This is a genomic window from Paenibacillus graminis, assembly GCF_000758705.1.
GTDB classification, from domain to species: Bacteria; Bacillota; Bacilli; order Paenibacillales; family Paenibacillaceae; genus Paenibacillus_AQ; species Paenibacillus_AQ graminis.
Map to the genome: position 1 here is coordinate 4,722,667 of NZ_CP009287.1, position 26,344 is coordinate 4,749,010.

Sequence of the window (26,344 nt, forward strand, 5' to 3'; positions counted from 1 at the left end):
TCTCAGAATAACGCCGTTTACGCTTTTCGTCCAGTCCCTTATGAAAATATTCACAGTTTTTTCATCAGCCATAGCATTTCCAGAGGCCGCCCCCGCTCAAAAATTGGAAGAAGGCATGATAGTTTAGATATAATAGAAATGTATGTGTATCCATATTTTTGCTTCAGGAAAGAGAGGCTGCTGTGAAAAGATCCTTTGCTCTAAATCTGCTGTATACAGTCCTGATCCTAATTGCCCTTGCTTTCGCCGGATTTATCGGGTACTTCATCACTGCGCTAACGCTTGGACTGACCTTCTACGCACCGCTTATCGTCGTCGTCACCTGCGGGCTGGCCGCTTATTTCATCATGACCGTTTTCCAATGGCTCTCCCCCCGGACCCGGAACCTGGGCATTGCCGTCTTTGCCGGGCTTTGCCTGCTGGCAACCGCCGGATATGAGCTGAACAAGGCCTATGTCAATAGCATCGCTGTAGTCGATGACCGGGAGGTTGATCTTACTCAGTACAAGCCGTTTGATGCCCTCTCCAAGGCCGCCGTTCTGCAGCATCCCGCATCCTATCATATCACTGACCAGCTTCCGCGTCTGGATGGAGCAACTGCGCTTTATCCGCTCTATTCCGCTTTTGTACAGGCGGTGTACCCGGAAGACAATTACGATCCCTATGAAATTAATGATGCGAACATTCTCATATGCTCCTCTACCGCCTTTGCTTATAAACGGCTGATTGCCGGGGACAGTGATATTATCTTTGCCGCAGCTCCCTCTTCCGCCCAGCAGAAAGAGGCCAAGCGGGCGGGCAAAGAGCTGAAGCTTACGCCCATTGGACGCGAAGCGTTTGTCTTTTTTGTCAACAAGCGCAACCCGGTGTCTTCCCTGAGTACAGATCAGGTTAAAGACATTTATTCCGGCAAAGTGAAGAACTGGAAACAGGTTGGCGGCAAAAATGAACGCATCCGGGCCTTTCAGCGGGATCAGGGCAGCGGCAGCCAGACCATGCTCGAGAAAATCATGGCTGGCCGTACGCTGATGACACCCCCGCAGGAGGATGTGATGGATTTGATGAGCGGCATCATCAGCCAAACCTCCGACTACCGCAACTTCAAAAATGCGCTGGGCTTCAGCTTTTTGTTCTATGCCTCGGAGATGAATGCAAATCATCACATCAAGCTGCTGGCCATCGACGGTGTACAGCCTGACAAAGAGAGCATACGCAGTGGAAAGTATCCGATGACCGCCGAATTTTATGCCGTGACCGCAGGGAGTGTTAACCCGAATGTCCAGCCGTTTCTGGACTGGATCCAATCAGACGAAGGGCAGGAACTGGTAGAGAAGACGGGCTATACCTCAATAAAGTAGCAGGAGAACACTTCCAAACGGGTACTGGCGCAGCAAGGTAGCGAGGTTGAAGTAAAAAGCAGATTGGGTAGCTGGAGGAGCGGGTGGAGCGGGTGGAGTGGCATCAAGTGAAAAAAAGTAAACTAATTTCCCAAATTTAACGATTTTTCAGAATTTAAGTGGAAAAAGTAAATCTAATTCGCTTGATAGCAACGAACTACAGGTAAATCATCAAGTTTAAGTATACTTTTCCACCTGTTACTGGCATGAGCCATATTGTAACGAAATTAAGTGCCCTAATTCCCATTGCTGCGATTAATGATGGTCCAAGTCTTATCACAATTCAAATTCACCGCAGCGGGTACCAATAACTGGGGCCGGCTGGCCGGCCCCTCTAACCAGTCATCCCCGTGAATCGCTGGCCCCGGCGGAAAAAACCTTAGGCCAGTTGGCCTGCGCAGAAAACAGACGCCGGCGTTTGTCTGCATCCGGGTCCTGCACTACCCGTGTCTCCCTGTCAAAAATAAGGGTCGCACGCGAGTCCCTTCTGTACTGCGGCCATTCCAGATTGGCAATGGAAGGATTTCCATGATGCGCGAATGCCGTCCAGGTCTTCTGCATCACCTCGGACAGCCTTTGCATTTCTGGAGTTACCGACAAGCCATATTGCTTCAGCAGATGCAGATTGCCGAACACGTACAGAATTTCAGCGCCGTGAACCGCCTTCTCCAGCAGCGGATGGCCTTCAACCGTCCAGTCGAAGCGGTACATCCATACAGGTGCTGCCGCAGACTGGCTCTCTGCGAAGGCAATCGAGCTGCCCCAGAAAAAAAGGTCGGTCAGGAACTCAGCCTGTCCCTCCCAGGACTTCGGGTAACCGTCGGCAAGCTCCGCCAGATCGTCAATGCCCATCAGCAGCTCCAGCGATTTCAGTGACTGCCCGAAGCTTTCACCGGGGCGTTCTTCCCGGAAGAACAGGTTCCCTTCATGGAGGTTGGTGCCAATCAGCAGCGGAATCCCCCGCGCTGCTCCGCCCGCTACAGCTTCAGCAGGATCGGCCGGCAAGGTGGCAGGCTCCACGACCGGCTGAAAAAACATGCTGAGCGCTTCACCGGACAGCTTATAGGTCATCCGCGCCGCCGCTTCCATAATCTGCTCCGCCGGAAGGTGGTCCAGGAGCTGGGGATCGCTGCCTGGGGTAAGCCCCAGCTCAGCGAGCAGCGCAGCGGCGATCTCTTGCGCCTGCTGCGGCGGCAGGCTCTGGGCGGCACCGCTCTCCATGATCGCGCCTGCGAACAGGCCGCTTGCAGCAGGCATCGCCAGCAGTGCAGCGATGCTCATACTGCCAGCGGATTCCCCAAAAACGGTAACGCGCTGCGGATCCCCGCCGAAGGCGGCAATATTGCCCTGTACCCATTCCAAGGCAGCAATCTGGTCCAGGAGGCCAGCATTGGAGGCAAAGTCCCCGCCAAACGGGGACAGATGCAGAAATCCGAATGGTCCCAGCCGGTAATTCACTGTAACCAGAACGACGTTGCCGTTACGGGCCATGCGGGCACCGTCGAACATCGGCTGGCTTCCAGCTCCGGTCACAAAGGTCCCCCCGTGTATCCAGACCATCACCGGCAGGCTCTCCCCGGCTTCAGCAGGCGACCAGACATTCAGGTAGAGACAGTCTTCAGAATATTCCGGAGATAAACCGCCAAACCGGGTGCTGCTGGTGCTCACAGGCTGATGGCTGACCGGACCGAACGAAAAGGCTTCTCTGACGGAATCCCACGGCTGCGGCGGCTGCGGTGCACGGAACCGCAGCTTCCCGACCGGCGGAGCGGCAAAAGGAACCCCGCGCCACACCTTCACGCCTTCCTCCTCTGTACCCTGCAGCTTTCCATATGGAGTGGTAACCAGTGTTGCTGTCATATCTATCTACCTCTTCCCGTTATTCCTTGGTTTCTTCAATTTGCTTATAGAGTCCGGAGCGGAATCGGAACCACTGGAAGACATGGGTAACGACCACTTTTAGCACAGCATAACCCGGTACGGCCAGAATGATTCCGAGCACTCCGAACATTTTACCGGCAAAAATAATGACAAAGATAATCGTAATCGGATGAATCTTCAGCGATTTGCCCATGATTTGCGGGGAGATGAACTTGCCTTCGATCAGTTGAACAGCGGTCCACACGAACACCATTTTCAGCAGCATGAACGGAGAGGTCACTAGCGCAACGATCAGGGCCGGAGTAATCGCAATTGCCGGACCCAGATAAGGCACAACCGCTGTACAGGCAGCGACAACCGCCAGCACCAGCGAATATTCGAGTCCGATAATCAAATACCCGATGTAGAGCAAGGCGCCGATACAGCAGCTTACAATAATCTGCCCGCGGATATAGGAAGCCACCTGGCTGTTCATCTCCGACATGACCATGCGGGTCTGCGGCCGCAGTGCGGTTGGGATGAACCGCATCAAATAGTCCGGCAGCCTTTTGCCGTCGCGCAGCAGATAGAACAGAATAAAGGGAGTGGTCACCAGTGCCAGCACAATTTCCGTCAGCGCGCCCACGAAATTCCCGACGCCGTTCACGGCATTGTTCAGGAAAGAGGTACCCCAGCTGGTTACCTTGCTGGTGATGTCTGTGAAATCCGTCCCTACATTCTCCTGAATTTGTCCGAACAGCTTACTGCCGGTCAAGTCGATAAATTCCTGTTGGATCTGGTCACTATATTTAGGGAAATTATCAATCAGTCCAACCAGCTGGGTGCGGATCATAGGTATTACCGTAAGCAGAATCAGCGTTATGATACCGGCGATAAGCAGAAAGAGAATGACGATGCCGTAAGGGCGTCTGATCTTGCTCCTTTTCTCCATCCGGTCAACCAGCGGATTCAACAGATAGTAGGCAATTCCTGACAGCAGCAGCGGTGCGGCCACGGTATGCAGCAGGACTGAAATCGGTTTGAAGATAAAAGGAATTTTGGCAAACACCAGAATATTTACTCCGATCAGCAGCACAATCAGCAGTGTTACCACAAATCTGTTATTAAGAAAAAACTTCTTGAACTTCTCCGGCCATACCTGCAGCCTCTCCATCACTCCCGTCCCCCTTAACACAAAAGCCTTTTTGTATGTGTGATTATTTGCACTTTGTATTAGCATAGTCAACATGGGGGCAGCAAGTCAAATTTACGGCAGGACAGTGAAACCTGGAATTCCCTGCTGTCCGGAACCTCCACTTAAGTGCGTGTAAGCTTAGTCGAACTTGAGATCTGCAATTTGTCCCGCGTGCTGAAAGCCGATCGACTGATAGACCTTGTTGGAGTCCGGATTCTTGCCGTCCGCATAGAGTACCGGCGTTAACCCTTCGTCCAGCAGCCTGCCGCACAGGGCAGCAACCAATGCGCTGGCATAGCCTTGCTTGCGGTGGCCGGAAGGGGTATATACATCATTTATCCGTGCATGTCTGGCGGAACGGTGGGTGATTTTGGCCATCGATACGGGAGTATGATCTGCCATCCACAAATACAGATTGCCGGACGCGGCATTCTCCTCTGCAATCGTCAAAAAATCCTCAGCCCGAAGCCTTTCGCCAAACGCATCTTTCATAAAACCGGCCAAAAACCCGGCAATTACCGGGACATGCCTGTCCTCGGCCTGCTCCAGGCCTCCCCTCACCCCAGCGGGCTTCCGCACCTTCTGGCACTGATAGGCCTCCAGCATCATATGCATATGGTAACGCTTGCCCCTGCCTCCGCAAAAAGCTTCCGCAAACGCCCTCGCCGTCTCCGGCCGTGCGGAAATCCCCGGAAATTCATAAGTCCGCACCCATTCCGCCAGCTGCTGCAACAGCTCGGTCTGCTGTCCTTCGTGAAGTTCTCCAGACACCCACAGCCAGGGGTTATGTCCCTGGGATTGCGTAAAGATCAGCTTGCGGTCTGCCGTGGTCAGACGGATCGCTTCGGGATATTCGGTAATCCGGTGGATCAGATTATACCGCACCTCCTCCTGCATGAACGCCCCGCTTTGCAGCACCCTATCCCCCGTCTCAAAGCTCTCAAACATCACAGTTCCCCCTTAATTTTCCTGTTTCTTTTATCATAGACCTCCCTTTTGCAAAAATAAATAGCCCGCCGCCAATGGATTTCTGGCAGCAGGCTGCATAGAACGGCGAATCCCTTACCCTGGACCAGAATCCGGCCGTTTCCCCCTTATTACTCCTTTTTTCATTTCTTCTTTTTACCCTTGGCGCCTTTTTCGGTCTTCGCCTGCAGCCCGCCATCGTAGGTATAGAGGATATGATCTTCAAGCTGCTTCCCTTTGAGAAGCTTCCGCACCAGTTTTTTACCTGCCTTGGGCGTCATCTCCCTATACCAGACGCCTTCCGGATAAGCGATAACAATACAGGCATCCGAACATCTTCCATTGCACTCGGTCACTGTGGTATGTATTTTGCTACCTGCCCCTTGCTTCTCAATTTCATCCTCAATGGCTTCTGCAACTTCTTCGCCGGTATTCTTCCTGCAGCTGCTGCCGCCGCAGATCAGCAGATGGTGGAGCGTTCCTTGCAAATTCCAGGTCGTCATGAATGCCATACCCCCTTCTGAACACTAATACCCCGCATACGGATCAATCTAAACTCTAGCGATTCCTTGGAGGACCGTCAAGAAGCGTGGTTATCTTTTCCGCCTTGAATCCTCATCCCGGAATCTTGGTTATCCGCCTCATTGGATGGGGATAATACCGTTAGCCCGCCAGATCTATAAGGGTTTATCTTTGATGAATAGGAAGAAGGAGAACAACACCCATGAAAATAAAAATCCTCTTGATTTACGCCGTGCTTGCCATACTGGGCTTGTCCATCGTGATTTCGATAGATTGGTTAACCGGAACCCCGTTTTCCCGGTCGTTCAGCTTCCTCACCTCAATCTTAGTCACTACAACCTTTCAGGAACTGGTGGTGATCATTGTATTTCTTTTTCTTCCAGTGATCCAAGTAGCGCTAGAGGCCCGCCAAAAGAAGAAACAACGCCAATAAGGCTACCTGTACCAGCCAAACCGCTTCCGTATGCGATGGACAAGGAACAAAAGAATCGGTACAACCGCACAAATAGCGGGGAGGAAGTACTTCAAAAACACTTTCCCCTCATTCAAATGGCTGGTGTAATTCTCCACACTGATAAACGAAATGAACAGTACAATGACTCCCATAGGCACAACCAGCCTCCGGTAATCTTTAACCTTGAACAGATCCGCTGTGATGACGGTCGCCGCAAAACAATAAATTGACATTTTGAAGAAAACCCCGATAATCAGGGTCAGGATCACAAACGCATCCAGACGTTGGATAAAATTAGCAACGTTAACCAGTGTTATAGTCGTATATATGGGAAAAGCTGCTCTGCTGTAAATGTCTACTCCGAGAACGGATATTTCAATCGCATGGGTGAAGCAGAGCAGAAATCCGCTTAGAATGATCGCGGCAACGCCTGTTTTTTTCGATTTTCCGGATTTCTTTAAATAGGGCAAAACCGTTGAGAAGCAAACCAGCTCGCCGAAGGGGAATATCCAGATGTTCGGATATGCGGAAGTCAAGGCATCCACCCAATCATTGTAGTGCAAGGGAAACAGATTTTTATAATCCACCAGACCCGCGATAATCACCACTCCATTGCATACCAGGCCCATGATTATCATTATCCAAAAATAAATCTCTGCGGTTCTGGCAAATACCTCAATTCCCTTGTTCAGAATATACATAACAGCAATGACCATAATGGAATTAATGATCAGGATCGGCGTTCTGTCGTAGGAGGCCGAGATTAGAAGATCTCCCGCCTCCCGCAAATTTCTGGAGCCGTTGAACATAAGCACCGGAATATACAGCAAGCTAAGCGGCCAGCCGATGAATTTGCCAAGTATTTTCCGGGTATAGCCGCTGATAATCAAATCCGGAAATTGGCGGTAGAGATCATTGTAGATCAGATACAGCATAACCCCACCGGGCAGTGCCATCAGAATTGACAGCCATACCGCATGGCCGCTTTCCAGTCCAATGGGAATAACTAATGCGGTTCCCAGTTCAAACAGCACAATCATAGCAAATAATTGACTGGGGCCGATGACCTCTTTTTTCATATAGCAGTCTCCCTATCCTATTCAATCAGCATCGGTTATTCCGGGGCCTTCAGCGGGGTCAGCCGCATCCCTGTAGCCCGGATATAAGCTTGAACCTGAACATCCAGTTTGCCTTTGGCAAAAATCTGATTCCAATCCTTCTCAACTTTTTTCCATTCCGCCGGATTAACGCGTTTGAATTCATTGGCAAAGTTGAAATAATCGCACTCTAACCTTTGTGCGGCTTGAAAAGCTTCCCGGACTTCCTTCTTCGTTAATTCCTCCATCTCTGCCTCCAGCTTTTTAATTTCCTGGTTTTTGCTCAAATCTACATCGCTTTCCGTCTCATTGAGATTCCCTTCCTCGCTGATGTAGACTTTAAATACAGGCAGCCCGTCACGCATTTCAACCTTGATCCTGGTATTGGAGTATACCACGTTTACGGCAACGGCCTTAGCTTGATCCCCGGAATCAATATTCAAATTAGTTTCGACAATTTTGTCGAGAATCCACTGGGTGCCCCTCGCTTCAGGCCCGTCGATCCAATTCTCAAGCTTTCCCTTTTTGAATACGGCCTGGCCGCTGATCAGGATTGAGGTTTCCGCCTTCGTTTGCTCCAGGCTTGCCTTTTTCTGTCCTTCCTCCACGTTGCCGCGCATCCGGACACCGCTGATCGTAAACCCTCCGCCGCCTGTAATTTCCTTGACCGTTTCAAACACACTGACCTGTGGTGTTTCCCCCCAGACCTTGGAGGTATTTTCTGCCTTTTTGCCCAACCCGATAGAGGGTACGCTCTCCTGAGGCAGCAACACCTTCATGATGGACTCTGCATCCGTGCCTCTTGATACCAGTACAGTTGTATTCAGCCGAAGCTCATGGGATCTTTCAAAAATATCAAGCACATCGTTCATACCGCTTTCTGCGAGCGATTCTCCTATCACCAGAAGCTGAGCATGGGCAAAAAAAAGCTGACGGGTCGCCTGCTTAGAAGCTCTGCGGAGCGCCCCAAATACTGTCCGGTCATTGACTGAGTAAATGGAGATTGGCGACTGGCTGGTGCTCGCTCCCTGGGTAGTGGCGGTAGCAGACGGATTCACCACCTGGAAGGTAACCCGAAGCTCACCCGTGTCCATAAGCCGGTCAACGCCAATCCCGCTTACGATCGCAAGCTCGTTCAGCTCCCTGCTGTTCCAGCATCCGGCCAGGTTAAGAGACAGAACGGCAAAGAGAATAAGAACAGACAGGCGTTTTGTCTTCATGCCTGGTTCCCCTGTTTTTCCTTGTCCGCTTTCTTGCGCACATTGCTTTTGTCTGCCAGACGCGGCCGTATCTTCATAAAATGGATCGGTGACCGGATCAGGGTATCCTTCTGGGCCTCAGGGTCAAAGGGTCCCAAAGGAGACATATACGGAACGCCGAGTGACCGCAGGCTGCATAAATGCGCGATCATCATCAAGGCCAGAATTACTATGCCGTACAGGCCCATGAACGCGGCCACAAACACTATAACAAAGCGCAAAAAACGTACGGAGAGCGCCATATTAAAAGCAGGTGTAGTAAAGCTGGAGATCCCCGTTAAAGAAACCACAATAACCATGGCAGGTGAAACAATGCCCGCCTGTACTGCGGCCTGCCCCAAAACCAGACCTCCAATAATCGAGACGGTCTGTCCGATTGGCGAAGGCAGGCGGATTCCCGCCTCACGGATAATTTCAAAGGTGACCTCCATCATCAACGCTTCAACAAAGGCGGGAAAAGGAACCCCTTCCCGTTGTGAAGCTAAATTAATGAGCAGCGGAGTAGGGATCATCTCCTGATGAAAATTAAGCGCGGCAACAAAGATAGCAGGGCCAAACATCGAAATAAGAAAACAGAGAAAACGCAATAAACGGATCAATGTAGCGATATCAAACCGCTGATAATAGTCCTCCACAGTATGAAAAAACATAAAGAAAGTTGCAGGGGCTATAAGTACAAAAGGGGTTCCATCCACAAAAACGGCAATTCTTCCATCCAGTAAATTCCCGGCCACGCTGTCCGGCCGTTCTGTGTTGTACAGTGTCGGAAAAGGGGTGTACCCGCTCTCTTCTATTAATTGCTCAATGTATCCCGATTCCAGAATGGAATCCACTCTGATCTCCTTCAGCTTCTCCTTCAGCTTCTGGAGCACATCTTTATCAGCTAACCCCTGGATATACATAATCGCAACATTAGTCTGCGTCACAGCACCCAGCTTCATCGGTTCTACCCAAAGATTCGGATTTTTAATTCTTCGCCGGACCAGAGAAATGTTGACACTTATCGTTTCGGTAAAGCTTTCCTTGGACCCCCGGATCGAAACCTGCGTCCCTGCCTCAGAGACTGGACGGACCTCGCCTCCGCTTGTATCGCCGCTGAGTGCTTCTGGTACACCTTCAACCAGTACAAGTGTGTTGCCGGACAAAAGGGCTTCATACAGCCCATTCCTGTCTGTGAGCGACTGGCTTTTGCCCGGAGTCAGTGCTTTTTCCTTGATATAGTTAAAAACCTCCTGGACGGTCGACAGCTTCCGCCCTTCCTCACCAACGGATTGATAGGACAATGCATGGGAGATGAAGTCATCTACTAACTCCTTATCCGTAAGGCCTTCCATATAAATAACAGCAACCTGGGGTGCCGGATTTATCATTTTGAAACGGCGAATGATCAGATCCATACTGTTCCCCAGACCTTGCCCGATGAGCTGTAAATCTTCTTCCAGGTTCCCGGAGAGCGGGGAGCTTAGATTGCTATCAGCCGATTGAGACTGTTTTTTTTCTTTTGTTTGAGCAGCCATCGCAAGCACCTCCTGCACATACTATTTGCCCGCTATCCTTTTTTTATGCAGGTTATGGAATAGCCGGACGCTTGCCCTGCCTTAGTGAAACCATCGGGTATATACAGCACAAAGAGGCTGGCCGCGCAGAATTTCTGCATAAGGCCAGCCTCTATTCGCTGATAATTCATTAATAGCCTGCTAGTGTTCATCCGCTACGCCAAGCGCCTTGTTCTTCTCCTTAAAACGTTCATTATGCGAGGAGACGTAAGCCACCTTCGGTGCATCAGGGTCTATATACAGCTTGGCGCTGTTCAGAGCCAGAACCGCATCGGTGAACGTTCCGGCGATCAGCCGGACCTTGCTGCTGTAATCCACGAAATCTCCGGCGGCAAAAACACCAGGAAGGTTGGTCTCCAGCCTGCTGCTGACATTGGCCCACCACTCGCCCATGTCCAGCCCCCAGTCCTTAAGCGGACCAAAATCACTCTTCAGCCCGTGGTTCACGATCACTGCATCGACCTCAAGCTGCTCGGATGCGCCGGATTCCATATGGCTAATCGTAACCTGGTCTATCTTCTCCCCGTCGCTGCTGTGCAGCTGGCTGACTGTATGCGGAACCCGCACTTGGACTGACGAAGCTTTCATGCGGGCAATGTTCTTCTCATGTCCGCCGAACTGCTCGCGCCGGTGCACGATTGTCACGCTTGCGGCAATCTGCTCCAGTTCGTTAGCCCAATCCACCGCCGAATCACCGCCGCCAGAGATCAGCACCCGCTTGCCGCGGAAAGGCTCCAGCTCCTGTACAGTATAATGAAGGTTTGTAACCTCATATCGGTCCGCTCCCTCTATTTCCAGCTTCGCCATTTGGAGAATGCCATACCCTATGGTCAGAATGATAGTACGTGTCCAGTGCCGTTCACCGGTCGCCGATGTCAGAATATATGTGCCGTCCTCCTGCCGCTCCTGGCCAATAATCTGTTGACCCAGCACGATGGCCGGATCAAAGGTCCGGGCCTGCTCGGCAAGCTGATCAATCAATTTACGGCAGAGAACCGGGGTGACTCCCCCCACATCCCAGATCATTTTCTCGGGATAAATGAGCATTCTGCCGCCCAGCTCTTCCTTAGCCTCTATCAGTTTGGTTTTGAGATCCCGCATTCCGCTATAAAAGGCTGTATACATGCCGGCAGGACCGCCGCCAATAATCGTCACATCGTATAATTCCAGCTCTTTGCTCATATTTTCCCCTCCAAGGTGTATTGGTATTTATAGCAGTATAAACTGAACTTTGTGTTTTCTATTTGGGGACTGGCAATGACTACAGAGAATCTTTCGATTTCCGGCCGCTGTTGTCTACAGATTTCTTGAATTGCTGTTCATAGTGGAAATCCGTAGACAAAGGCGGACGCTACCGCTCCGCTCCTACAGTTCCAGACTTCTCCTTCGTCACTTTTCCCTTATTTTTAATTTTTCAAGTACAATCTATATTCTCAAAAAATTTGTTTCTGCTCATCAAGATTTGGTACGGGCCAGCAAATACAGAAAATAAGGCGCACCGATTACAGCGACAACAATGCCCGTCGGTATTTCAGACGGCTGCAGAATCCAGCGGCCAATGGTATCCGCCGTTAGGACAAGCAAGGAGCCCAGCAGTGCCGAAGCGGGCAGCATCAGCTGATGCTTCGGCCCCACCAGGCGCCGGGCCAGATGAGGGCCGATCAAGCCCACGAACCCGATTCCGCCGCTTACGGCTACACTGGCCGCTGCCAATCCTACTGCAGCCCCGAGCAGACGGAATTGTTCCTTGGTTACTGCCGCCCCCAATCCGGTTGCAGTCTGATCGCCGAGATTCAATACATTCATCACTCTTGCCTTATAGATCACATAGGGCAGCAGAATGAGGATCCAGGGCAGCAGGGACAGCACGAACTTCCAGCTGGTTCCCCAGATACTGCCCGCCAGCCAGGTGGCAACAAATTGGTATTTATCCGGATCGAGGCGCAAGGTAAGCACAATCATCGCTGCACTCATCCCGGCAGCAACCGCTACACCGGTCAGCAGCAGGCGGATCGGCGAAATTCCCTGGTGCCGCTTATAGGCAAGTGCATAGATCATTGCCGCAGTACATGCAGCCCCCACAAAGGCCACCAGCGGAAGCATAAAGACCGGTGCCGCAGACGTTGCCGGATAAAAGGATATCAGCAGCATGACCATAAGTCCCGCTCCGGCATTGATCCCGAGAATGCCGGGGTCGGCCAGATCATTGCGGAAAACGCCTTGCATTACCGCTCCTGAAACCGCCAGACCGGCTCCAATCAGAATCGAAATCACAATCCGCGGCAGACGGAAATCGAAAAGAATGAGCTCTTGCTTATCCGTCCCCCGGCCAAGCAGGGTGTGCAGCAGCTCCAGCGGTGTCAAACGTATGTATCCTGTATTCACACTGATAATAAAAGCAGCAACAATCAAGACAGCAATGACTGCCAGCACCCGAAATCCGCGTTTGCGTCTAACTTCATCAAAACTTATGGCCGTTGTCTTGGACATACTCACAGCTCCCTTCTCTCTTTACGGGCCAGATACAGAAAGAAAGGCACACCAATCAGTGCAAGAACGGCACCGAGCGGTGTTTCATGCTGCGGAATGATGGTTCTGGCCGCCAGATCAGCGAGCACCACCAGCAGACTGCCAAGCACAGCAGAGCACGGAATAATCCACCTGTAATCCACACCGACAAGATACCGCGTCAAATGGGGGATGATCAGACCAATAAAACCGACAGCTCCTACTACAGATACCGATGAACCGGCAAGAACCAGGACAATCAGAGCACCTGCCAGCTTCACCAGGCCTGTACGCTGCCCAAGCCCTTTGGCAACATCGTCGCCCAGGCTGAGCATGGTAATGGAGCGGGACAACGCGATGGCCCCAAGAACCGCCGCAAAAACCCAGGGAAACATAATTTTCAGCTGGAACCATTTCGTTCCGGCTATGCCTCCTGCATACCAAAAGGCCAGATCTTGTCCGATTTTATAGTACAAAGCCACGCCTTCGCTTAACGCCGAGAGCAGCGCACTCAAAGCCGCACCGGCCAGCACCAGACGGGCTGGAGTCAATCCGCCTTTAGCCAAGGACCCGACACCATACACAATCGCCGCCCCCGCACCTGCACCCACAAAGGAATACAGGATCAAACTCATGAATGGCAGATTAGGCATAAATGCGAAACAAAGCGCCAGCGCAAATCCTGCCCCCGAATTAATGCCCATCAGCCCGGAATCCGCGAGCGGGTTGCGGGTCATCCCTTGCATAACCGCTCCTGCCACAGCAAAGCTGGCACCGATCATCACACCGCCAAGCACACGGGGCAGCCGAAGCTCCCGGATAATCTGGTGATCCGTAATATCCGGATTGAAATGAAAAATAGCGTTCCATACCACCGGCAGCTGAATATCCGCAGCCCCGAACGAGACCGATACTGCAATACCCAGCGCCAGGGCAACCAGACCGCCAACCAGGATCAGCGTAGCCGCCCAAGGCCGCGAACGAAGCTTCACCTCATCCAGCCGCCCTAGGGGACCTGTACCGGCTGCTGTCTGTTGACTCATATCTTCCACCTTTTTCTTATGAAATTGATAATCATTATCATTATCACATTGTAAAGGAAAAAGCCTTCTTTTGGCAATGGATAAATCTAATTCGTTACTTTAAAAAAAGCCAGAACCCCGGCAAGCATCCTGTAAAAGCGACGATTGCCGGGGTTCTGAAATAAGTGTTACGTATGAAATCAGATGCGGTAGTACGATCACCGCAATGGTCAGCTCCAGCAGCCTCACAGCGGTTACGCATCTGCGGAAGATTGGATCATGATAGCCTGATTTCATTTGAGCGAGGTGGTATGATAGTTGGCCAGCCCCCGGGAGATGCTTCCGTCCATAATCCGGGCAACCTTTGCCACAATCCGGGCCGGGTCAGAGTTCGCCCCTGCTTTTAGCCAATTAATCACCTGTCCAAGAATAGCCAATGTATAGAAATCAGCAATCTCCTGCTTGGCCTGCAAGCCCGCCCGTTCCGGTTCAAGCGCGTCCAGTTCTTCCACGACCTGGATCATTACTCCATAAACCACCCCGTACAAAAAGCTCTCCAAATGCTCCCGGCCCAGCGAATGGAAGGTATTCAGGCAGATGGTTTTATTGCTTTGTGTATAATATAGTACGCTCAGAAACCCCTGTTTCCAGCCTCCACCATCATCGTACGAATGTTACCATATCAGGCAGGGAGGAATTCGCTTGCATACCAGAAGGTACGGGAAAACGGGGATCCGACATTGTCTTTGAGGCGTGGCAGCGGGGGAACAACTGAGGATTGGGAAGCTACGGAGAATTCGTCCGCTATCCGGCTGGTGCATGACCGGCTATATCGATCCGGTGTGTTCATATTGTGAATATAAGCACAAGACTGGCGGGCAGAAGTTCAAGTATGTCCGCCAGACTACTCCACACTTGCAACAATAGCAAGTAACAGGCAAAAGGTCTCGCTTCAAGCATAATTTTCAACCGCTGGACGAATATTTTCATCCGTCAATGAACTCCGTTTTATATCCGGGATGGCCTGCAGATATGTAATTCAAGGGAATCTATTTCTAATTCATTAAGAAGTCCAATATATTCATGCCGCTTGCCGTATTGGACTTGTATAATTCAGTATAGCCGCATTCCCGGCAGCTGATGGTAATGAATTTTTTGTTCTGGACATCAAAAAGCTTAGCAAAGTTGCCGCCGGTTGCCTGAAACTGATCCACGGCATACTCTTTACATCCGCATTTACTGCAAATAAATTGTTTCTTAGCCATGGTACTCTCTCCTCCAAAGGTTTCTCTGGTTCATCTAAGGTTTCGTCTGTTACGTATTACATCGGTTAAACCGAGGCGGAAAATAAACTAATTGCGTACATTGATGCTTAAGGCGCAGAGCTATACTTGGATTCGCCCTCTGGTCTAGGCCGTTTTTCATGACCCGCTGAAAAAGGTATCCCCATCATACCACCCATAATTTTCCTTAACCAGCAAACCGGATAAATGAGTAAAAAAGACCCACTTGCAGATACAAGAAGGGCAGGGTATATATTTATTTTATTCCGAAATGTTACAGGAGTTCATTTATTTGTATCCAAACGTATAAAATGAGTCCGGTATCCGCTGGTTTCACTGATATCCAGACCCTTCCCTTTGTCTCATAATACAGCGGCTGCGAACTTCAAAATCCAGATGATGTTTGTATCGCAGCGGATCTTTTCGAGCTTTGCCCTTCAGCACATAAAGACCAGAACAATAATTATACGTCAAAAATCTTATTTTGTTATGGTCAGCGGCAAAAAACAATTTTTAAAACGTTCCCGGCAGCCATCTTTACTGTTAATTTATTCGCTGCGGACCAGTTGCCCAGCCTCAGTATCCCACCGCCACGGCACCTCATGCCCCTGCATGTGCAGGCCTCCATACCACTCATCTATTCCTTGGACCAGGACGCGGTCCGCCGCTCCTTCCTGTATCTGCTGCCCCAGCGCTGTCTCCGTAACCCTGCGGTTCAGGAACTCCGGAATCTGCCGGAAATCCGTGTACGCCTCAGCACCTTCGATGTGCAGCAGAGGCTGCTCCCCTGCCGTGAGCGCACGCAGAACCTTCCAATATTCGAGATCCCCCATTCCGAGCACATGCAGCGCGTCGGTCACCTGACGGAATAATTCCAGCGGCGTATTTGCCCCGGATGCAACAGCTTGAAGTGTGGTCTGTTCCACAATCCCAAGGCCATTCTGTACCGAAGGCAGGCGCATGAGATGCGTTCGGAAAGCATCAGAAGCATAAGGCAGGCCGGATGCTGCGAGTTCTGCCTTCTTTTGATCCAGTAAATCAGCCATTCGGGCGGGATCAGGAGAAGCATACGCCTGCCACACCTCACTTCCCAGCTCTATTTCTTGCCGCCCAATACTCCGCCAGGTCCCGGATAACGTTCCAAGCTGGGCCGGAGTGAGCTGTCCCAACCCATGAAACCGTTCAATTCCCGGAAACTCTCCAATGCACAGCAGACTAAGCTTGGTCCGGCCCAGCTTCCGCCCCTTGAACCAATGAAGCAGATAGGCAAGCATACTCTGGTCGAACAGATCATGCTCAAACCACAGTACGACTTCATCGTATTGGGTATATTCACAAAGTTTCCGCTCTTGTTCCTCACAGTTTGTGATATACTTATCGGCCGGAATTCCCAGTGCTGTTTCCAGCACCCGCGCGCGCTCGGCCCGTTCCCGGGACCCGGAGAGATTTGCAAATATAGGCCCGGAAGAGTATATCTCCCTCCACACCAAAACATCACCTTGAACAATGCCATGCTTCAGCATGTTACCCACAACATCTCCATTCACAATATGCAGCATATTTCTGCCTCCTTCATACAAATGATTGAACACGGATGCCAGATCGGCTACCGGAAGTGTGCCCTTGAGCTTTTGGCGGGCATCGTGAAGCCGCTTCTTAAGGGTCTGCACCGGAGTTCCCAGATATCCGGAAATCTCCTGAAGGGAATAGCCGTAGAAATAAAACAGCTGCACCGGAACTCTAAGCTTGGCGGATAATGCTGCCACTGAGCTTTGCAGCACCTGCTCTGCTTCCTTCCGTTCCAGGATGTCTGCTGCACCCGGCTCATTCTGCAAACCTTTCAGAGCTTCGTCCAGAGGGAGCAGGGTATGGCGCTTGCGCCGCAAGGCCCGCTGGCATTGCCTCACCACAATCGTCCTGAACCAGCCGGGAAAAGCGGCCGGCTCACTCAGCTTATGCAGATTCAGAAAAGCTTCAAGGAACGCCTCCTGAACCGCATCCTCCGCCAAATGGACATCCTTCAGCATGTCGCAAGACACTGCATACGCCATCCCCCGGCAATGCGCCATCAGCTGGGCGAACGCCTCCGTATCCCCCTGTCTCGCCTTCTCTACCCACTGCCGCATACGCCGCCAGCCTCTTTTCTCTCATGTTCTTAATCTATAGGTGCCATTGTTAAGGGAAAAGGTTACATCCATTGGATTTATTTCGCTCATTATGAAGTCTTCCAATCGTTTTTATAACACCTAATTCATCAAAACATACATAACAATGGCTTTACTCCTAAAAATTGAAGTTGTTTTTGGGCATAAAAATACCGCGGACAAGCAGCCTCCTAAGCAGGTGCTGTATCGCGGCGAAAAGCCAAAAAACCGGCTTATGTTCACAAAGGGGTACGACCTTCATCGTATCCCGCTAACAGCAGAATCACGAAACAGTTACTGTTTACGGCATAGCAAAAAACACGGGTGATAATCCTGTTTTCTCTCATTCCAAGTTAATCAAGGATGGGAATTTACTATGCCCGATATTCGGTTAAATTTTCGCAGAAGGTGCAACGGCGCAATTTGAACCAGTTACTCCATTTTGCAGAATTGTATATATCTCATCATTTCCGCTATGCCATTCATTTGCTTTTCCAATTGCTCATTCAGTTTTTGAAGAGCCACTTTGAAGGAGCGTTCAATTGTAGTTAGATCATGTATCTCTAAAGCTTCAAGCAACTGTTTCATGCTATCAATGAAAAAGACGGTTTTCCTTAAACTGCTCAGCACAATAATCTTTTTTAATTCACGGGATGTAAAGACTCTATACCCGTTTTCCGGATTCCGCTTGGCGCGGATAAGCCCCTCCTTTTCCCAATGGCGGATAGCGGACGGGTTTACACCAGTGATTGCGGCAACCTCCCCGATTTTCATCTCTTCCGTTACCTGCACATTCTTGTACTTGGAAAAGCCGGTTTTTTGAATTAAGCTCATGACCTCTTCAACCCGTTGTTTCTCCATCTGGATGTTGTACTGATGTGAATTGATTTTCCAAAGTGCCTGTTCGACGTGACCTTTTTTTAACAGACTCATGACATCGTAGCTGACAGGAATACCGAATCCTTGTATCAAGGTACGTAAAGCAATGAATGCTTGAACATGGACCGGTGCATAAAATCTTCTATTACTGGCTGTTCGAGGTACGTCAGGTACCAAATCGAGATCTTCATATCTTCGCAAGGTTGTAGTGCTGATCTGAAGTCTCATTGCCATCTGTTTCGGCGTAAAAGTTTTGTCCACCTGCGGCACCTTCCTTAAAGTCAAACTCTAAAGTATAGCAACAATATTATAAGAAACAATAGCCGTCCAGACAAGGATTCCTGGTAGATCAAACGAAATATTGCATGAATGTTGTATGATCGATGCAGGAGGGTGATTTGTTCATGGAAAATTTGACAGCAGAAGAAAAGCAGCAGTCGGTTGAAGCGTTTAAGTCGATTATTCGTAAATCGGAAAAGGCGCTCTCTCATATGAAAACAGATGCACCACAGACGAGGTTGCTCCAGAGGCGAATGAAGGCTGCCCAGATTGGCGCGGAAACGCTTCTTGCACGTTGGGAGGGCCGGGAAACGGATATCTGCAAAACAGACTTAATTGAAGCAAAAAAGGAGCTGGAGAGTTTGCTGCTGACACTTCCTTCTTTTCTTAAGAAATCCAAAGAGGGCAGTGGGCAGCAGACCTACATTACGAGAAGGATAGCGGCAATAAAAGTTGCCGTTTTTTATATGGGCTATTTGATTGAAAAGGTCGAATAAGCGTAATTGACAAGAGTTGTGGCTTATTTACTCGGCGTTATGATTGTGAATAGGAGGAAAGACATGGATTACATTACACCGAACCAGGCGGTCCTAAAGGCGAAACAGTACCCTAAAGATAGCATAGCGGCGGGTCGTCGTCATACCGCCCTGCTTAAATCTGACGGTACGGTAGCAGCTGTGGGTGATAATAAATCCGGCCAATGTGATGTGAGCGGCTGGTGCGATATGGTGGCGGTTGCGGCTGGTAATGTTCATATGGCGGCGAACACGGGTAATGCTCATACCATCGGTCTTAAATCTGACGGTACGGTAACCGCTGTGGGTTGGAATAAGCATAACCAATGCGATGTATACGACTGGCGCGATATTGTAGCGGTTGCAGCAGGCTGGTGCCGTACCATTGGGCTTAAATCGGATGGCACGGTGCTTGCTGTGGGCCGAAATCATGAAGGGGAATGCAATGTAAGCGGCTGGCATGATATTGTGGCGGTCACCGCCGGTGACTGGCATACCATCGGTCTTAAATCGGACGGCACGGTGACGGCTGCGGGAAATAACCGGTATCGCCAATGCGATGTAAACGGTTGGGGCGGCATAGTTGCGGTAGCTGCGGGTTACCTTCATACCGCCCTGCTTCAATCGGACGGCACGGTGGCAGCTGTGGGTTGGAATAAACATGACCAATGCGATGTAAGCGGCTGGCGCGGTATTGTGGCGATTGCGGCGGGCAGCAGTCATACCATCGGGCTTAAATCAGACGGTACCGTGGCGGCTGCGGGCTGGAATGAGTATGGCCAATGTAATGTAAGCGATTGGCGCGAGATTGTAGCGATTGCGGCGGGGTGTGCCCATACCGTGGGACTTAAAGCGGACGGCACGGTGGTCGCTGTGGGTGATAATAAATATGGCCAATGCGATGTAAGCGCCTGGCGCGGCATACGACTGCCTGCCAAATAGTTTTCAATTTAATATTACCGCTTGGTTCATTGAACATTAGAGGGTTGTTTTCTACGCAAGTATAAAGGTTCAAACTCAGCGGATCATTCAGCTGCCCTTCATACGTATCCTAGTTTATAAAGCGGAGCTTTGTAAAAATAAGGTGGCAACGGAGAAAGCACTCCCAATTACCACCCATTCTATCATCCTGCCTGCCGTACAGTTATATTCGGCATCACGTAGGCTGATTTTTTCTTCATCATGGCGTAGATGATGTTTACCAGCTTCCTCATTAAGCAGACAACCGCTTGTTGTTTGGTTTTCCCCTCTGCTATCTTGCGCTCATAATAAGAATGAAAATAAGCATTCTTTGGTTCTCTCTTGGTACGAGTGACACCAATCTGACGAATCGCAAGGCTCTTGATGATATCGTGCAATTCCCGATTGCCTTGTTTACTTTTGTAGTTTCGTGACTTGTTTCCTGAACCTACAGTTACAGGTGCAATACCAGCAAAACGAGCAAGCTTGTCGGGAGATGAAAATCGGTAGATGTCGCCAATCTCTGCCACAAGCTGTGCTGCTGTCACCACATCTATCCCAGTCATGGATTCAAGTTGGAAGCCAAGACGCTTCAATAAGAAATCAATTTCGTCCTCTATACTGACTAATTGTTCTTGAAAAAACCGAGCGGATTCCACTTGACTCACCACTACTGAATCTCGTGACTGCTGATAATCCCGATACGTTTCTCCGTCTGCGTCGATCAGAGTAAGAATTTGATTTGCCTTCTTATGAGACAATCCATTGTTGCTGTACTTTCGCAAGAATGCCGCAAGGGCTTCCTCTGACACGTCCTTCAAGGTATACGGTGATGGGTACGTTTCCCAGAAGGCGAGTGCCGTTTTCCCCTCCACTTCAGAGAAGAACTTTTTATAACTGGGATAAGAATAGCTAATTTGTTGGTGTAACTTCTTTACCGTTTCTGTTAAAATCTTAGCCAACCATCTTCGCTGCGTCACAAGCTGGCTAATCGCCCAATACAGATCAATGGGCTTGGCATCTGGCAGGCGCTCCAACTCGTCTCTAAGTACCTTGGCAACGCATTCCGCATCCCAGCTATCCGTTTTTTGAACGGTCACATGGCTCTGTCTTCTGGCGTTGGCGAGTTTTGCGTTCACTTCCTTCACCCAGCAATGATTGTCCTTGAGGTAGACAGCGAGTCCTCTGCCATATCCTCCGACATCCTCCAATCCATAGACAACGGACAAGCCTTTTTTGGTGTACTTCTTCAATTCCTTAAGCAGCAAAGGAAAGGCAGACGGCTTGTTATCGAATTTAACTTCTCCTAGCTTCTTACTCCAGCAGTCAATAATGACAGCTGTATGATGCTGTTTATGCAGGTCAACCCCTACATAGATTAGATTCTGCTGTTCAATCATGCTTCTGTTGCTCCCTCTGTATTTGAATTGTTACCAATGGATTCGATTCATTACGGTCAAGAATCCTTGCTGCCCTCATCGCTTGCTCTGTATGTATCCAGCCCATTAGTAACCACTCAAACGAGTGGCTAAAACATTATTGATAAACAAGTTTGCATCCTCAGTTCGAGCGGTCGGTGCCGCAAAGATACGTAAGCAATCTCTTGTTCACCTAATGCTTAGAAAGCTGTAAGTTTTAACATCCCAGCAACATGTGACTTCTCCAGCCGTACATAAAGTAGGTCTAGCCGCAGTTCTTCTGTGTACTCGTGAAACTTATCTATGATTTTTTCCGCTGTCGGCAAGTCAATCTCCACAGCTTGTTCATGTGTAATTTGAAATATGGCACTTTCATAAGCGGCAGTTGTTCGGAGACTTGTTAGAAGCTGATCTTCTTGCTCTACCAGTAACTCGTACTTTTCTTGTAATATCGTCACAAGCACATTCCCCCATAATTTAGGATGGCTTGATGTTTACCGTCTGCTTCAATCTGTCCGTAGCGATATGTTCCTTGGTAAAATGCTTTACGGTCTAGGATTCGTTTCACCTGTACTTTGGTGAACCTCTTCCCTTGTTCCGTTGTGAATCCTTCTTCATTTAACTTCTCGGCTAAAGCCGACAATGACCATCTAGGGTATTGCTCTTTCAATTCAAATAACCGTTGAACCGTAGATGCTTTCTGTTCGTCGATGAACATTTGCTTTGATCCCCGTTTCCCTTTGTAACCAAAAGGAATACCACCACCAGCAAACTTGCCTTCGGATGCTTTTTTGTTTCGTCCTCGTCCCAGTTTCATAGCAATTTCTAGCCGTTGATAAGCATCTAACAATTCCATCAAACCGTTAATTAAAAAGTCTGACGGGTCTTTCTTAAAAATGCTATAGGTTCGTTGTTCAATACTCCGAATGTCGATACTACGCTTTTTCAGTTCCCGATGGACAAGGACTTTGACAATATCACTTCTCCATAATCTGCTTGTGTTCAGGACAACAACGTAATCTACCTTGTGACTTGATACATAAGTCAGCATATCTTGGAAGCCCTCTCGTTCGACCTCTAAGGCCTCTTCATCCACTTTTGCTCCACTGATCCCCTCGTCTGTAAAGACGTGAACCAGATGCCATCCCTGATCCTCACAGTACGACTGAATCTCGTCCTGCTGGTAGGACAAACTGTAGCCATCCTTCACTTGACCTTGTGTACTGACCCGCACATATCCTATGACATTCATGTTTAAACCTCCATCGTTACGGGAATTGTAATTAGTGTAACTCTTAACCGTTCCACACTATGATTATATAACCTTTAAGAGTTACATTCAATGATTTTCCAGACAAGTTCATGGTATAATCTTTCTATATTTAGCTGCTGGAATGATGGAGGAAAACATGAAGATAAAGATTCGATTAAAAGATATATTAGATCAACGAGGAATGTCACAAAGAGAACTTGCCCGACAAATGAACTTACGTCCAAGTACCATTAATCATCTCTGTTCCGATTCAGTAGACAGAGTCTATATCCGAACGCTGGAAGCGATATGTGAAGCCCTAGACATCTCCATCAATGAGTTGATTGTTGAAGATACGGAGACTTAAGGTGTTGAAATGTAAGTCGGGTTGGTAGCTGGATGTGCTACGCTCTATTCCTCAACAATTATCATGGTTTTTGATTTAAACCACCCCCGGGTGTTTCCCTATCGTAATGGTGAACATTTCCTGGAAGGTAGGGGTTGAAATCTCTTTATTTTCAAGTACAATAGAGACAATGTTATTTTTATTTCATCCAGCATGTTGGACTTTTTATCGTTATCGGCAAAATAACGTGTCCATCGCCGAGGATGTGTTTTCTAGCTATTTATAGCAAGACGATCTAGGCAGTCCCCTTGGGGGATTGCTATTTTTTTTGCCAAGTTTTTGCGATTGGCATACGTAGATGATGTATAAAGCTGCCTTAATACGGACTCATCGAATATGCTTTGCAGTATTTGGAAGCCAAGAACAGTTTCGATCTTGGATATGTTCTCTCTGTTCTCCATTAGCCAAGACAACTCCAAATCGCTGACTTCCTCTGGATACTCTATCTGTGCAAGTGTCCTCTCAATCGTATAATTAAAGAATGGTTTTTCGAGTATTTCTACCGCTTTCCTCGTTGGCGAAAACTTTCTCAGATCATTGTCGCTAGGTCGGACTTCCAGTCGCAATACACCTTTGGAACGTTCAATAATCTCATTTGATTCTTCTTCCTTCCGGGTCTGCTTTTGCTTATCATAAAACATAATTCTGCTGCTATTGTTCCGATATTCAACGGTCTGATCTTGGTTATAAGCAATAGTGTTCTTGTAGGCAAGTTTCTGCCTGCTGAACATCCGTACATACTCACTAACCTTCTTGCCCACTTGAAAATTACAACAGACATCACATCTACTTAAAGTCCAGTCAGAATGTGGAATATGCACATCAAAGAGATGGAGTAGCCTTTCTTGCAATCGTTCAAAGAACAAGGGAATGTCTGCTTCTGTGAGCATAGTTACGTTGTCTCCGTATAGAAGCTTCGGTATAGATACTTGTACTGTGAGTGTTTGGCTGTTCTCGATATACTTCATGAATGGCAGCTTTTCGTCGTATATCTTATAGCTTGTATTCAATGCACCTGTTTCTTTGCTTAAGAATGTAGTTGAATGTTCGTTGTATTGATTCAATATATCTGGATCAATAGGAATAGGTCTTGCTTTCAGTACGATAGTGTCAAACATAAGGAACCTTCTTTCATTTCTAGTAATCTAAAATATTAGATGTAATTGGAGATGTTATAAGAATGGGAACCCACGGCTGGAGTCCAGCAATTGTTCAACTCGTGTCTATCTTGTTCATCGTATTCACCACCTATTAAGGTTTAATTCCAGTTTCCTCGAACAGCTTGTCAAGCTTCTCAAAGAACTGTTTCTGTTCGTATTTTGCGTAATCTGGATGTACTCCCCATTCGTTATCTCGGTGAACGAGATAATATAAGACCAATTCCAATACTGTCTTTTTATTACGATTCTGTTCTCGGAATACCGTAACTACATCTTCAAGCCGTTTAAAATCCTCATTTTCTTCATCATTGACCAATACTTCCAACAGTTCAATCAGCCGTTCCTTTTTTTGCTCTTCATGTATATACTCAATGAGCTGCCTATTATGCGAATAATGCTCTGTTGTTGTATATTCATATCCTTCATCATCAACACCTGTCAGCTCGATTTCTTCATGTTCATCTGTTCTGGTTAAGTAAATCATTAGAATTTCTGACTTTTCGGATGGAAGCAACTCCTTCTGGAACAATACCTGATCTTCGATTCCAAACAACTCGGATAACTGCTTCAGACGTGGTTTGGGAATCTTCCGTCTTTCTTTGATCCAATCCTGAAATGTTTGCTTGGAAACCCCGATTGCTTCTGCTACTGTTTTGTACTCCATGTGAAACGTGTCAGCTATAAATTGTAATCCAATCATCCCAATCACCGCCATACCTAGTATGCCTTACGAGATTGATTATATGATGCCATACCAAGAATGTCAATCACTTTTTCAAAAAGAAAAAGCCACATGAAGTCTTTGACTCACACGTGGCTAATTTGAATAAATGAATTGTTTCCATTTATAATCTAATCTTTAGAATGCTTTTTTAACCAATTAGGCATGAAAGCCTCACTAGTAGGAATTCCTTTGTAATATTCATGATATTCATCACTTTCCCATAACTTCTCAATTTCATCAGTCTGGGTTGATGGAAGTAATTGATTATTATTACGTTCAAAAATGTATCCGTTCTTGCATTCATTACACTTTACCGCAAACTTATTTGATGAAAATGTAGAATAAATAGAAAGTTCATGTCCACAGTTAGGGCAGTAAACGCCGTAACGACGTGTAATAATTCTTTTTAAATTCAAATTTAGTCACCTACACCAAATAATTTTTTTAATCATTTCTGCCTGTTCTGGTGTTGGTTGTGCCCAGTTTTTAGCCGCAGCATATCCCGAACCACGAACACCCCACTGTCCATCTTAATAGGATAGCCCAAATCCTAAGTCTCCTTTTGTAAGTCCCAACTGCTCATGACTTAAAACCCATTTTCTCTTAGAATACCAATTATCGGTCTATTACTACTAATGGCACTACTTGCCAAACTCTCCAGCTTAGGAACAGCTTTGATAATATTAGCAGCACCCATTGAAGCAAGCAAACTTGGCGCTTTTAGAATTAATTTAGTTACTCCTGCTGCAGTCCCCATAGCGCACTGAGTAAGATAAAGGAAAAGACCACATGGATTTTACTCGCATGTGGCCAAGCTTTGTTAAATTAATGACGCTCCTTGTAACAGCAACTTATGTTGATTGTTAAGATTTAACTTCACTCCTGCAAAATTTTCCTGATTAAACAAGAAATCCACATTATCCGAAACACGACTTACCGTATCAAATTCTATTGATCGCAAACTACAGACAATACAGTCATCGTAATAATCTATAAATATCCCTCCCTTCTCTTCAAAAGAAAATCCATCGCTCATTACATTAGAATTAATCAATTGAAACAAGGGAAAACCATTAAAAAATGGAATATCCTTGTGTTGCCTTTGAGATTCATTAAATCTATCAATAAAAAAAGTTAGTTCAGATGGAAGGAGCAGTTCTAGGTCCGAAATAATATCTCTTCTTTTATTGAAATAGAATGTTACAGGTTCTGCTTCATTATAAAATCTCCATTCACATCTGCCGTAATAGTCTTTAGGTTGCTCATATTGAAAATTTATTCTTACTAACGCGAACCCGTCTCCAATAACATCAATATCGAGCGAAGTTTCTTGTATGAAATTTCCTAGTAACTTATGCAATTTTAGTGTCATTGTTTATTTCCCCTTATATACTGCATGATATATAACTGATGATTTATCGGTAATATCGATTCCAATTTCCCATCCATCAATATTATACATATGTCTGCCATCCTTGATTGTTAAAC

Annotated in this window: 25 protein-coding genes and 1 pseudogene; 5 read left to right on the forward strand and 21 right to left on the reverse strand. The window is 48.0% G+C overall.

The window, feature by feature from the left end:
- Positions 1–182 precede the first annotated feature (182 nt).
- Positions 183–1,358: a PstS family phosphate ABC transporter substrate-binding protein gene (locus PGRAT_RS20285; RefSeq protein WP_025707415.1), complete on the forward strand. Its 1,176-nt coding sequence runs from the start codon at positions 183–185 to the stop codon at positions 1,356–1,358.
- Positions 1,359–1,739: 381 nt separating this feature from the next.
- Here the strand turns inward: PGRAT_RS20285 and PGRAT_RS20290 are convergent, their stop codons facing one another.
- From PGRAT_RS20290 to PGRAT_RS20305, 4 genes are all read right to left on the reverse strand, one after another.
- Entirely contained in the window at positions 1,740–3,257 is a 1,518-nt protein-coding gene (locus tag PGRAT_RS20290; protein WP_025707414.1) for a carboxylesterase/lipase family protein, read from the reverse strand.
- Positions 3,258–3,276: 19 nt separating this feature from the next.
- Positions 3,277–4,431 (reverse strand): AI-2E family transporter, encoded by a 1,155-nt coding sequence (locus PGRAT_RS20295; RefSeq protein ID WP_025707413.1) that lies wholly within the window; start codon positions 4,429–4,431, stop codon positions 3,277–3,279.
- Between the two features lie 159 nt (positions 4,432–4,590).
- Entirely contained in the window at positions 4,591–5,400 is an 810-nt protein-coding gene (locus PGRAT_RS20300) for a GNAT family N-acetyltransferase (RefSeq protein WP_025707412.1), read from the reverse strand.
- A 161-nt stretch (positions 5,401–5,561) separates the two neighbouring features.
- Complete coding sequence (locus PGRAT_RS20305) at positions 5,562–5,921, reverse strand: (2Fe-2S) ferredoxin domain-containing protein (protein ID WP_036706045.1); 360 nt, start codon at positions 5,919–5,921, stop codon at positions 5,562–5,564.
- 221 nt (positions 5,922–6,142) lie between these two features.
- Here PGRAT_RS20305 and PGRAT_RS20310 point away from each other — a divergent pair, with 221 nt between their 5' ends.
- Positions 6,143–6,373: a YczF family membrane protein gene (locus PGRAT_RS20310; RefSeq protein ID WP_025707411.1), complete on the forward strand. Its 231-nt coding sequence runs from the start codon at positions 6,143–6,145 to the stop codon at positions 6,371–6,373.
- A gap of 2 nt (positions 6,374–6,375) precedes the next feature.
- Here the strand turns inward: PGRAT_RS20310 and PGRAT_RS20315 are convergent, their stop codons facing one another.
- The 10 genes and pseudogenes from PGRAT_RS20315 to PGRAT_RS20360 form a co-directional block, all read right to left on the reverse strand.
- Entirely contained in the window at positions 6,376–7,473 is a 1,098-nt protein-coding gene (locus PGRAT_RS20315; RefSeq protein ID WP_025707410.1) for a GerAB/ArcD/ProY family transporter, read from the reverse strand.
- Between the two features lie 35 nt (positions 7,474–7,508).
- Positions 7,509–8,711, reverse strand: a complete 1,203-nt coding sequence (locus tag PGRAT_RS20320; RefSeq protein ID WP_025707409.1) for a Ger(x)C family spore germination protein — start codon at positions 8,709–8,711, stop codon at positions 7,509–7,511.
- On the reverse strand, positions 8,708–10,267 hold the full coding sequence (locus PGRAT_RS20325) for a spore germination protein (RefSeq protein ID WP_025707408.1): 1,560 nt from the start codon (positions 10,265–10,267) through the stop codon (positions 8,708–8,710). Before PGRAT_RS20325 ends, PGRAT_RS20320 begins: the two co-directional genes overlap by 4 nt.
- Before the next feature lie 180 nt (positions 10,268–10,447).
- Positions 10,448–11,488 (reverse strand): NAD(P)/FAD-dependent oxidoreductase, encoded by a 1,041-nt coding sequence (locus tag PGRAT_RS20330; RefSeq protein WP_025707407.1) that lies wholly within the window; start codon positions 11,486–11,488, stop codon positions 10,448–10,450.
- Positions 11,489–11,761: 273 nt separating this feature from the next.
- A complete protein-coding gene (locus PGRAT_RS20335; protein ID WP_042267112.1) occupies positions 11,762–12,796 on the reverse strand; it encodes a FecCD family ABC transporter permease in 1,035 nt (344 codons plus the stop codon).
- 2 nt (positions 12,797–12,798) lie between these two features.
- Complete coding sequence (locus PGRAT_RS20340) at positions 12,799–13,857, reverse strand: FecCD family ABC transporter permease (protein WP_025707961.1); 1,059 nt, start codon at positions 13,855–13,857, stop codon at positions 12,799–12,801.
- A gap of 272 nt (positions 13,858–14,129) precedes the next feature.
- A pseudogene (locus tag PGRAT_RS20345) lies at positions 14,130–14,474 on the reverse strand (TetR-like C-terminal domain-containing protein); the annotation flags it as partial.
- Between the two features lie 417 nt (positions 14,475–14,891).
- Positions 14,892–15,101, reverse strand: a complete 210-nt coding sequence (locus tag PGRAT_RS20350; RefSeq protein WP_020432362.1) for a zinc ribbon domain-containing protein — start codon at positions 15,099–15,101, stop codon at positions 14,892–14,894.
- 566 nt (positions 15,102–15,667) lie between these two features.
- A complete protein-coding gene (locus PGRAT_RS20355) occupies positions 15,668–17,245 on the reverse strand; it encodes a sigma-70 family RNA polymerase sigma factor (protein WP_025707959.1) in 1,578 nt (525 codons plus the stop codon).
- 450 nt (positions 17,246–17,695) lie between these two features.
- Positions 17,696–18,403, reverse strand: a complete 708-nt coding sequence (locus tag PGRAT_RS20360) for a MerR family DNA-binding transcriptional regulator (protein WP_025707958.1) — start codon at positions 18,401–18,403, stop codon at positions 17,696–17,698.
- Positions 18,404–18,546: 143 nt separating this feature from the next.
- Here PGRAT_RS20360 and PGRAT_RS20365 point away from each other — a divergent pair, with 143 nt between their 5' ends.
- Complete coding sequence (locus tag PGRAT_RS20365) at positions 18,547–18,918, forward strand: hypothetical protein (RefSeq protein WP_025707957.1); 372 nt, start codon at positions 18,547–18,549, stop codon at positions 18,916–18,918.
- A 63-nt stretch (positions 18,919–18,981) separates the two neighbouring features.
- Positions 18,982–19,878, forward strand: a complete 897-nt coding sequence (locus tag PGRAT_RS20370; protein ID WP_025707956.1) for an RCC1 domain-containing protein — start codon at positions 18,982–18,984, stop codon at positions 19,876–19,878.
- 182 nt (positions 19,879–20,060) lie between these two features.
- Here PGRAT_RS20370 and PGRAT_RS20375 read toward each other — a convergent pair whose 3' ends face one another.
- From PGRAT_RS20375 to PGRAT_RS20385, 3 genes are all read right to left on the reverse strand, one after another.
- The gene (locus PGRAT_RS20375) at positions 20,061–21,296 is read right to left on the reverse strand and encodes an IS110 family RNA-guided transposase (RefSeq protein ID WP_025707955.1); all 1,236 of its coding nucleotides are present in this window, start codon (positions 21,294–21,296) and stop codon (positions 20,061–20,063) included.
- A gap of 218 nt (positions 21,297–21,514) precedes the next feature.
- Positions 21,515–21,772: a hypothetical protein gene (locus tag PGRAT_RS20380; protein WP_025707954.1), complete on the reverse strand. Its 258-nt coding sequence runs from the start codon at positions 21,770–21,772 to the stop codon at positions 21,515–21,517.
- Positions 21,769–22,566: a recombinase family protein gene (locus PGRAT_RS20385; RefSeq protein ID WP_025707953.1), complete on the reverse strand. Its 798-nt coding sequence runs from the start codon at positions 22,564–22,566 to the stop codon at positions 21,769–21,771. Before PGRAT_RS20385 ends, PGRAT_RS20380 begins: the two co-directional genes overlap by 4 nt.
- Positions 22,567–22,723: 157 nt before the next feature.
- Here PGRAT_RS20385 and PGRAT_RS20390 point away from each other — a divergent pair, with 157 nt between their 5' ends.
- Entirely contained in the window at positions 22,724–22,933 is a 210-nt protein-coding gene (locus tag PGRAT_RS20390; protein WP_025707952.1) for a helix-turn-helix domain-containing protein, read from the forward strand.
- A 251-nt stretch (positions 22,934–23,184) separates the two neighbouring features.
- Here the strand turns inward: PGRAT_RS20390 and PGRAT_RS20395 are convergent, their stop codons facing one another.
- The 4 genes from PGRAT_RS20395 to PGRAT_RS20405 all read right to left on the reverse strand — a co-directional run bounded on the left by PGRAT_RS20395 (position 23,185) and on the right by PGRAT_RS20405 (position 26,228).
- Complete coding sequence (locus tag PGRAT_RS20395; RefSeq protein WP_025707951.1) at positions 23,185–24,090, reverse strand: hypothetical protein; 906 nt, start codon at positions 24,088–24,090, stop codon at positions 23,185–23,187.
- Positions 24,091–24,223: 133 nt separating this feature from the next.
- A complete protein-coding gene (locus PGRAT_RS31760; protein ID WP_025707950.1) occupies positions 24,224–24,832 on the reverse strand; it encodes a helix-turn-helix domain-containing protein in 609 nt (202 codons plus the stop codon).
- Between the two features lie 152 nt (positions 24,833–24,984).
- Positions 24,985–25,272: a hypothetical protein gene (locus PGRAT_RS33360; protein ID WP_155990512.1), complete on the reverse strand. Its 288-nt coding sequence runs from the start codon at positions 25,270–25,272 to the stop codon at positions 24,985–24,987.
- 404 nt (positions 25,273–25,676) lie between these two features.
- On the reverse strand, positions 25,677–26,228 hold the full coding sequence (locus PGRAT_RS20405) for a hypothetical protein (protein ID WP_025707949.1): 552 nt from the start codon (positions 26,226–26,228) through the stop codon (positions 25,677–25,679).
- Positions 26,229–26,344: the final 116 nt, after the last annotated feature.

What these genes read in the sequence shown, in the direction of transcription:
- PGRAT_RS20290 (WP_025707414.1), bottom strand. Translation starts at nt 3,257, where the DNA reads ATGACAGCAACACTGGTTACCACTCCATATGGAAAGCTGCAGGGTACA.
- PGRAT_RS20295 (WP_025707413.1), bottom strand. Translation starts at nt 4,431, where the DNA reads ATGGAGAGGCTGCAGGTATGGCCGGAGAAGTTCAAGAAGTTTTTTCTT.
- PGRAT_RS20300 (WP_025707412.1), bottom strand. Translation starts at nt 5,400, where the DNA reads ATGTTTGAGAGCTTTGAGACGGGGGATAGGGTGCTGCAAAGCGGGGCG.
- PGRAT_RS20305 (WP_036706045.1), bottom strand. Translation starts at nt 5,921, where the DNA reads ATGACGACCTGGAATTTGCAAGGAACGCTCCACCATCTGCTGATCTGC.
- PGRAT_RS20310 (WP_025707411.1), top strand. Translation starts at nt 6,143, where the DNA reads ATGAAAATAAAAATCCTCTTGATTTACGCCGTGCTTGCCATACTGGGC.
- PGRAT_RS20315 (WP_025707410.1), bottom strand. Translation starts at nt 7,473, where the DNA reads ATGAAAAAAGAGGTCATCGGCCCCAGTCAATTATTTGCTATGATTGTG.
- PGRAT_RS20320 (WP_025707409.1), bottom strand. Translation starts at nt 8,711, where the DNA reads ATGAAGACAAAACGCCTGTCTGTTCTTATTCTCTTTGCCGTTCTGTCT.
- PGRAT_RS20325 (WP_025707408.1), bottom strand. Translation starts at nt 10,267, where the DNA reads ATGGCTGCTCAAACAAAAGAAAAAAAACAGTCTCAATCGGCTGATAGC.
- PGRAT_RS20330 (WP_025707407.1), bottom strand. Translation starts at nt 11,488, where the DNA reads ATGAGCAAAGAGCTGGAATTATACGATGTGACGATTATTGGCGGCGGT.
- PGRAT_RS20335 (WP_042267112.1), bottom strand. Translation starts at nt 12,796, where the DNA reads ATGTCCAAGACAACGGCCATAAGTTTTGATGAAGTTAGACGCAAACGC.
- PGRAT_RS20340 (WP_025707961.1), bottom strand. Translation starts at nt 13,857, where the DNA reads ATGAGTCAACAGACAGCAGCCGGTACAGGTCCCCTAGGGCGGCTGGAT.
- PGRAT_RS20350 (WP_020432362.1), bottom strand. Translation starts at nt 15,101, where the DNA reads ATGGCTAAGAAACAATTTATTTGCAGTAAATGCGGATGTAAAGAGTAT.
- PGRAT_RS20355 (WP_025707959.1), bottom strand. Translation starts at nt 17,245, where the DNA reads ATGCGGCAGTGGGTAGAGAAGGCGAGACAGGGGGATACGGAGGCGTTC.
- PGRAT_RS20365 (WP_025707957.1), top strand. Translation starts at nt 18,547, where the DNA reads ATGGAAAATTTGACAGCAGAAGAAAAGCAGCAGTCGGTTGAAGCGTTT.
- PGRAT_RS20370 (WP_025707956.1), top strand. Translation starts at nt 18,982, where the DNA reads ATGGATTACATTACACCGAACCAGGCGGTCCTAAAGGCGAAACAGTAC.
- PGRAT_RS20375 (WP_025707955.1), bottom strand. Translation starts at nt 21,296, where the DNA reads ATGATTGAACAGCAGAATCTAATCTATGTAGGGGTTGACCTGCATAAA.
- PGRAT_RS20385 (WP_025707953.1), bottom strand. Translation starts at nt 22,566, where the DNA reads ATGAATGTCATAGGATATGTGCGGGTCAGTACACAAGGTCAAGTGAAG.
- PGRAT_RS20390 (WP_025707952.1), top strand. Translation starts at nt 22,724, where the DNA reads ATGAAGATAAAGATTCGATTAAAAGATATATTAGATCAACGAGGAATG.
- PGRAT_RS20395 (WP_025707951.1), bottom strand. Translation starts at nt 24,090, where the DNA reads ATGTTTGACACTATCGTACTGAAAGCAAGACCTATTCCTATTGATCCA.
- PGRAT_RS31760 (WP_025707950.1), bottom strand. Translation starts at nt 24,832, where the DNA reads ATGATTGGATTACAATTTATAGCTGACACGTTTCACATGGAGTACAAA.
- PGRAT_RS20405 (WP_025707949.1), bottom strand. Translation starts at nt 26,228, where the DNA reads ATGACACTAAAATTGCATAAGTTACTAGGAAATTTCATACAAGAAACT.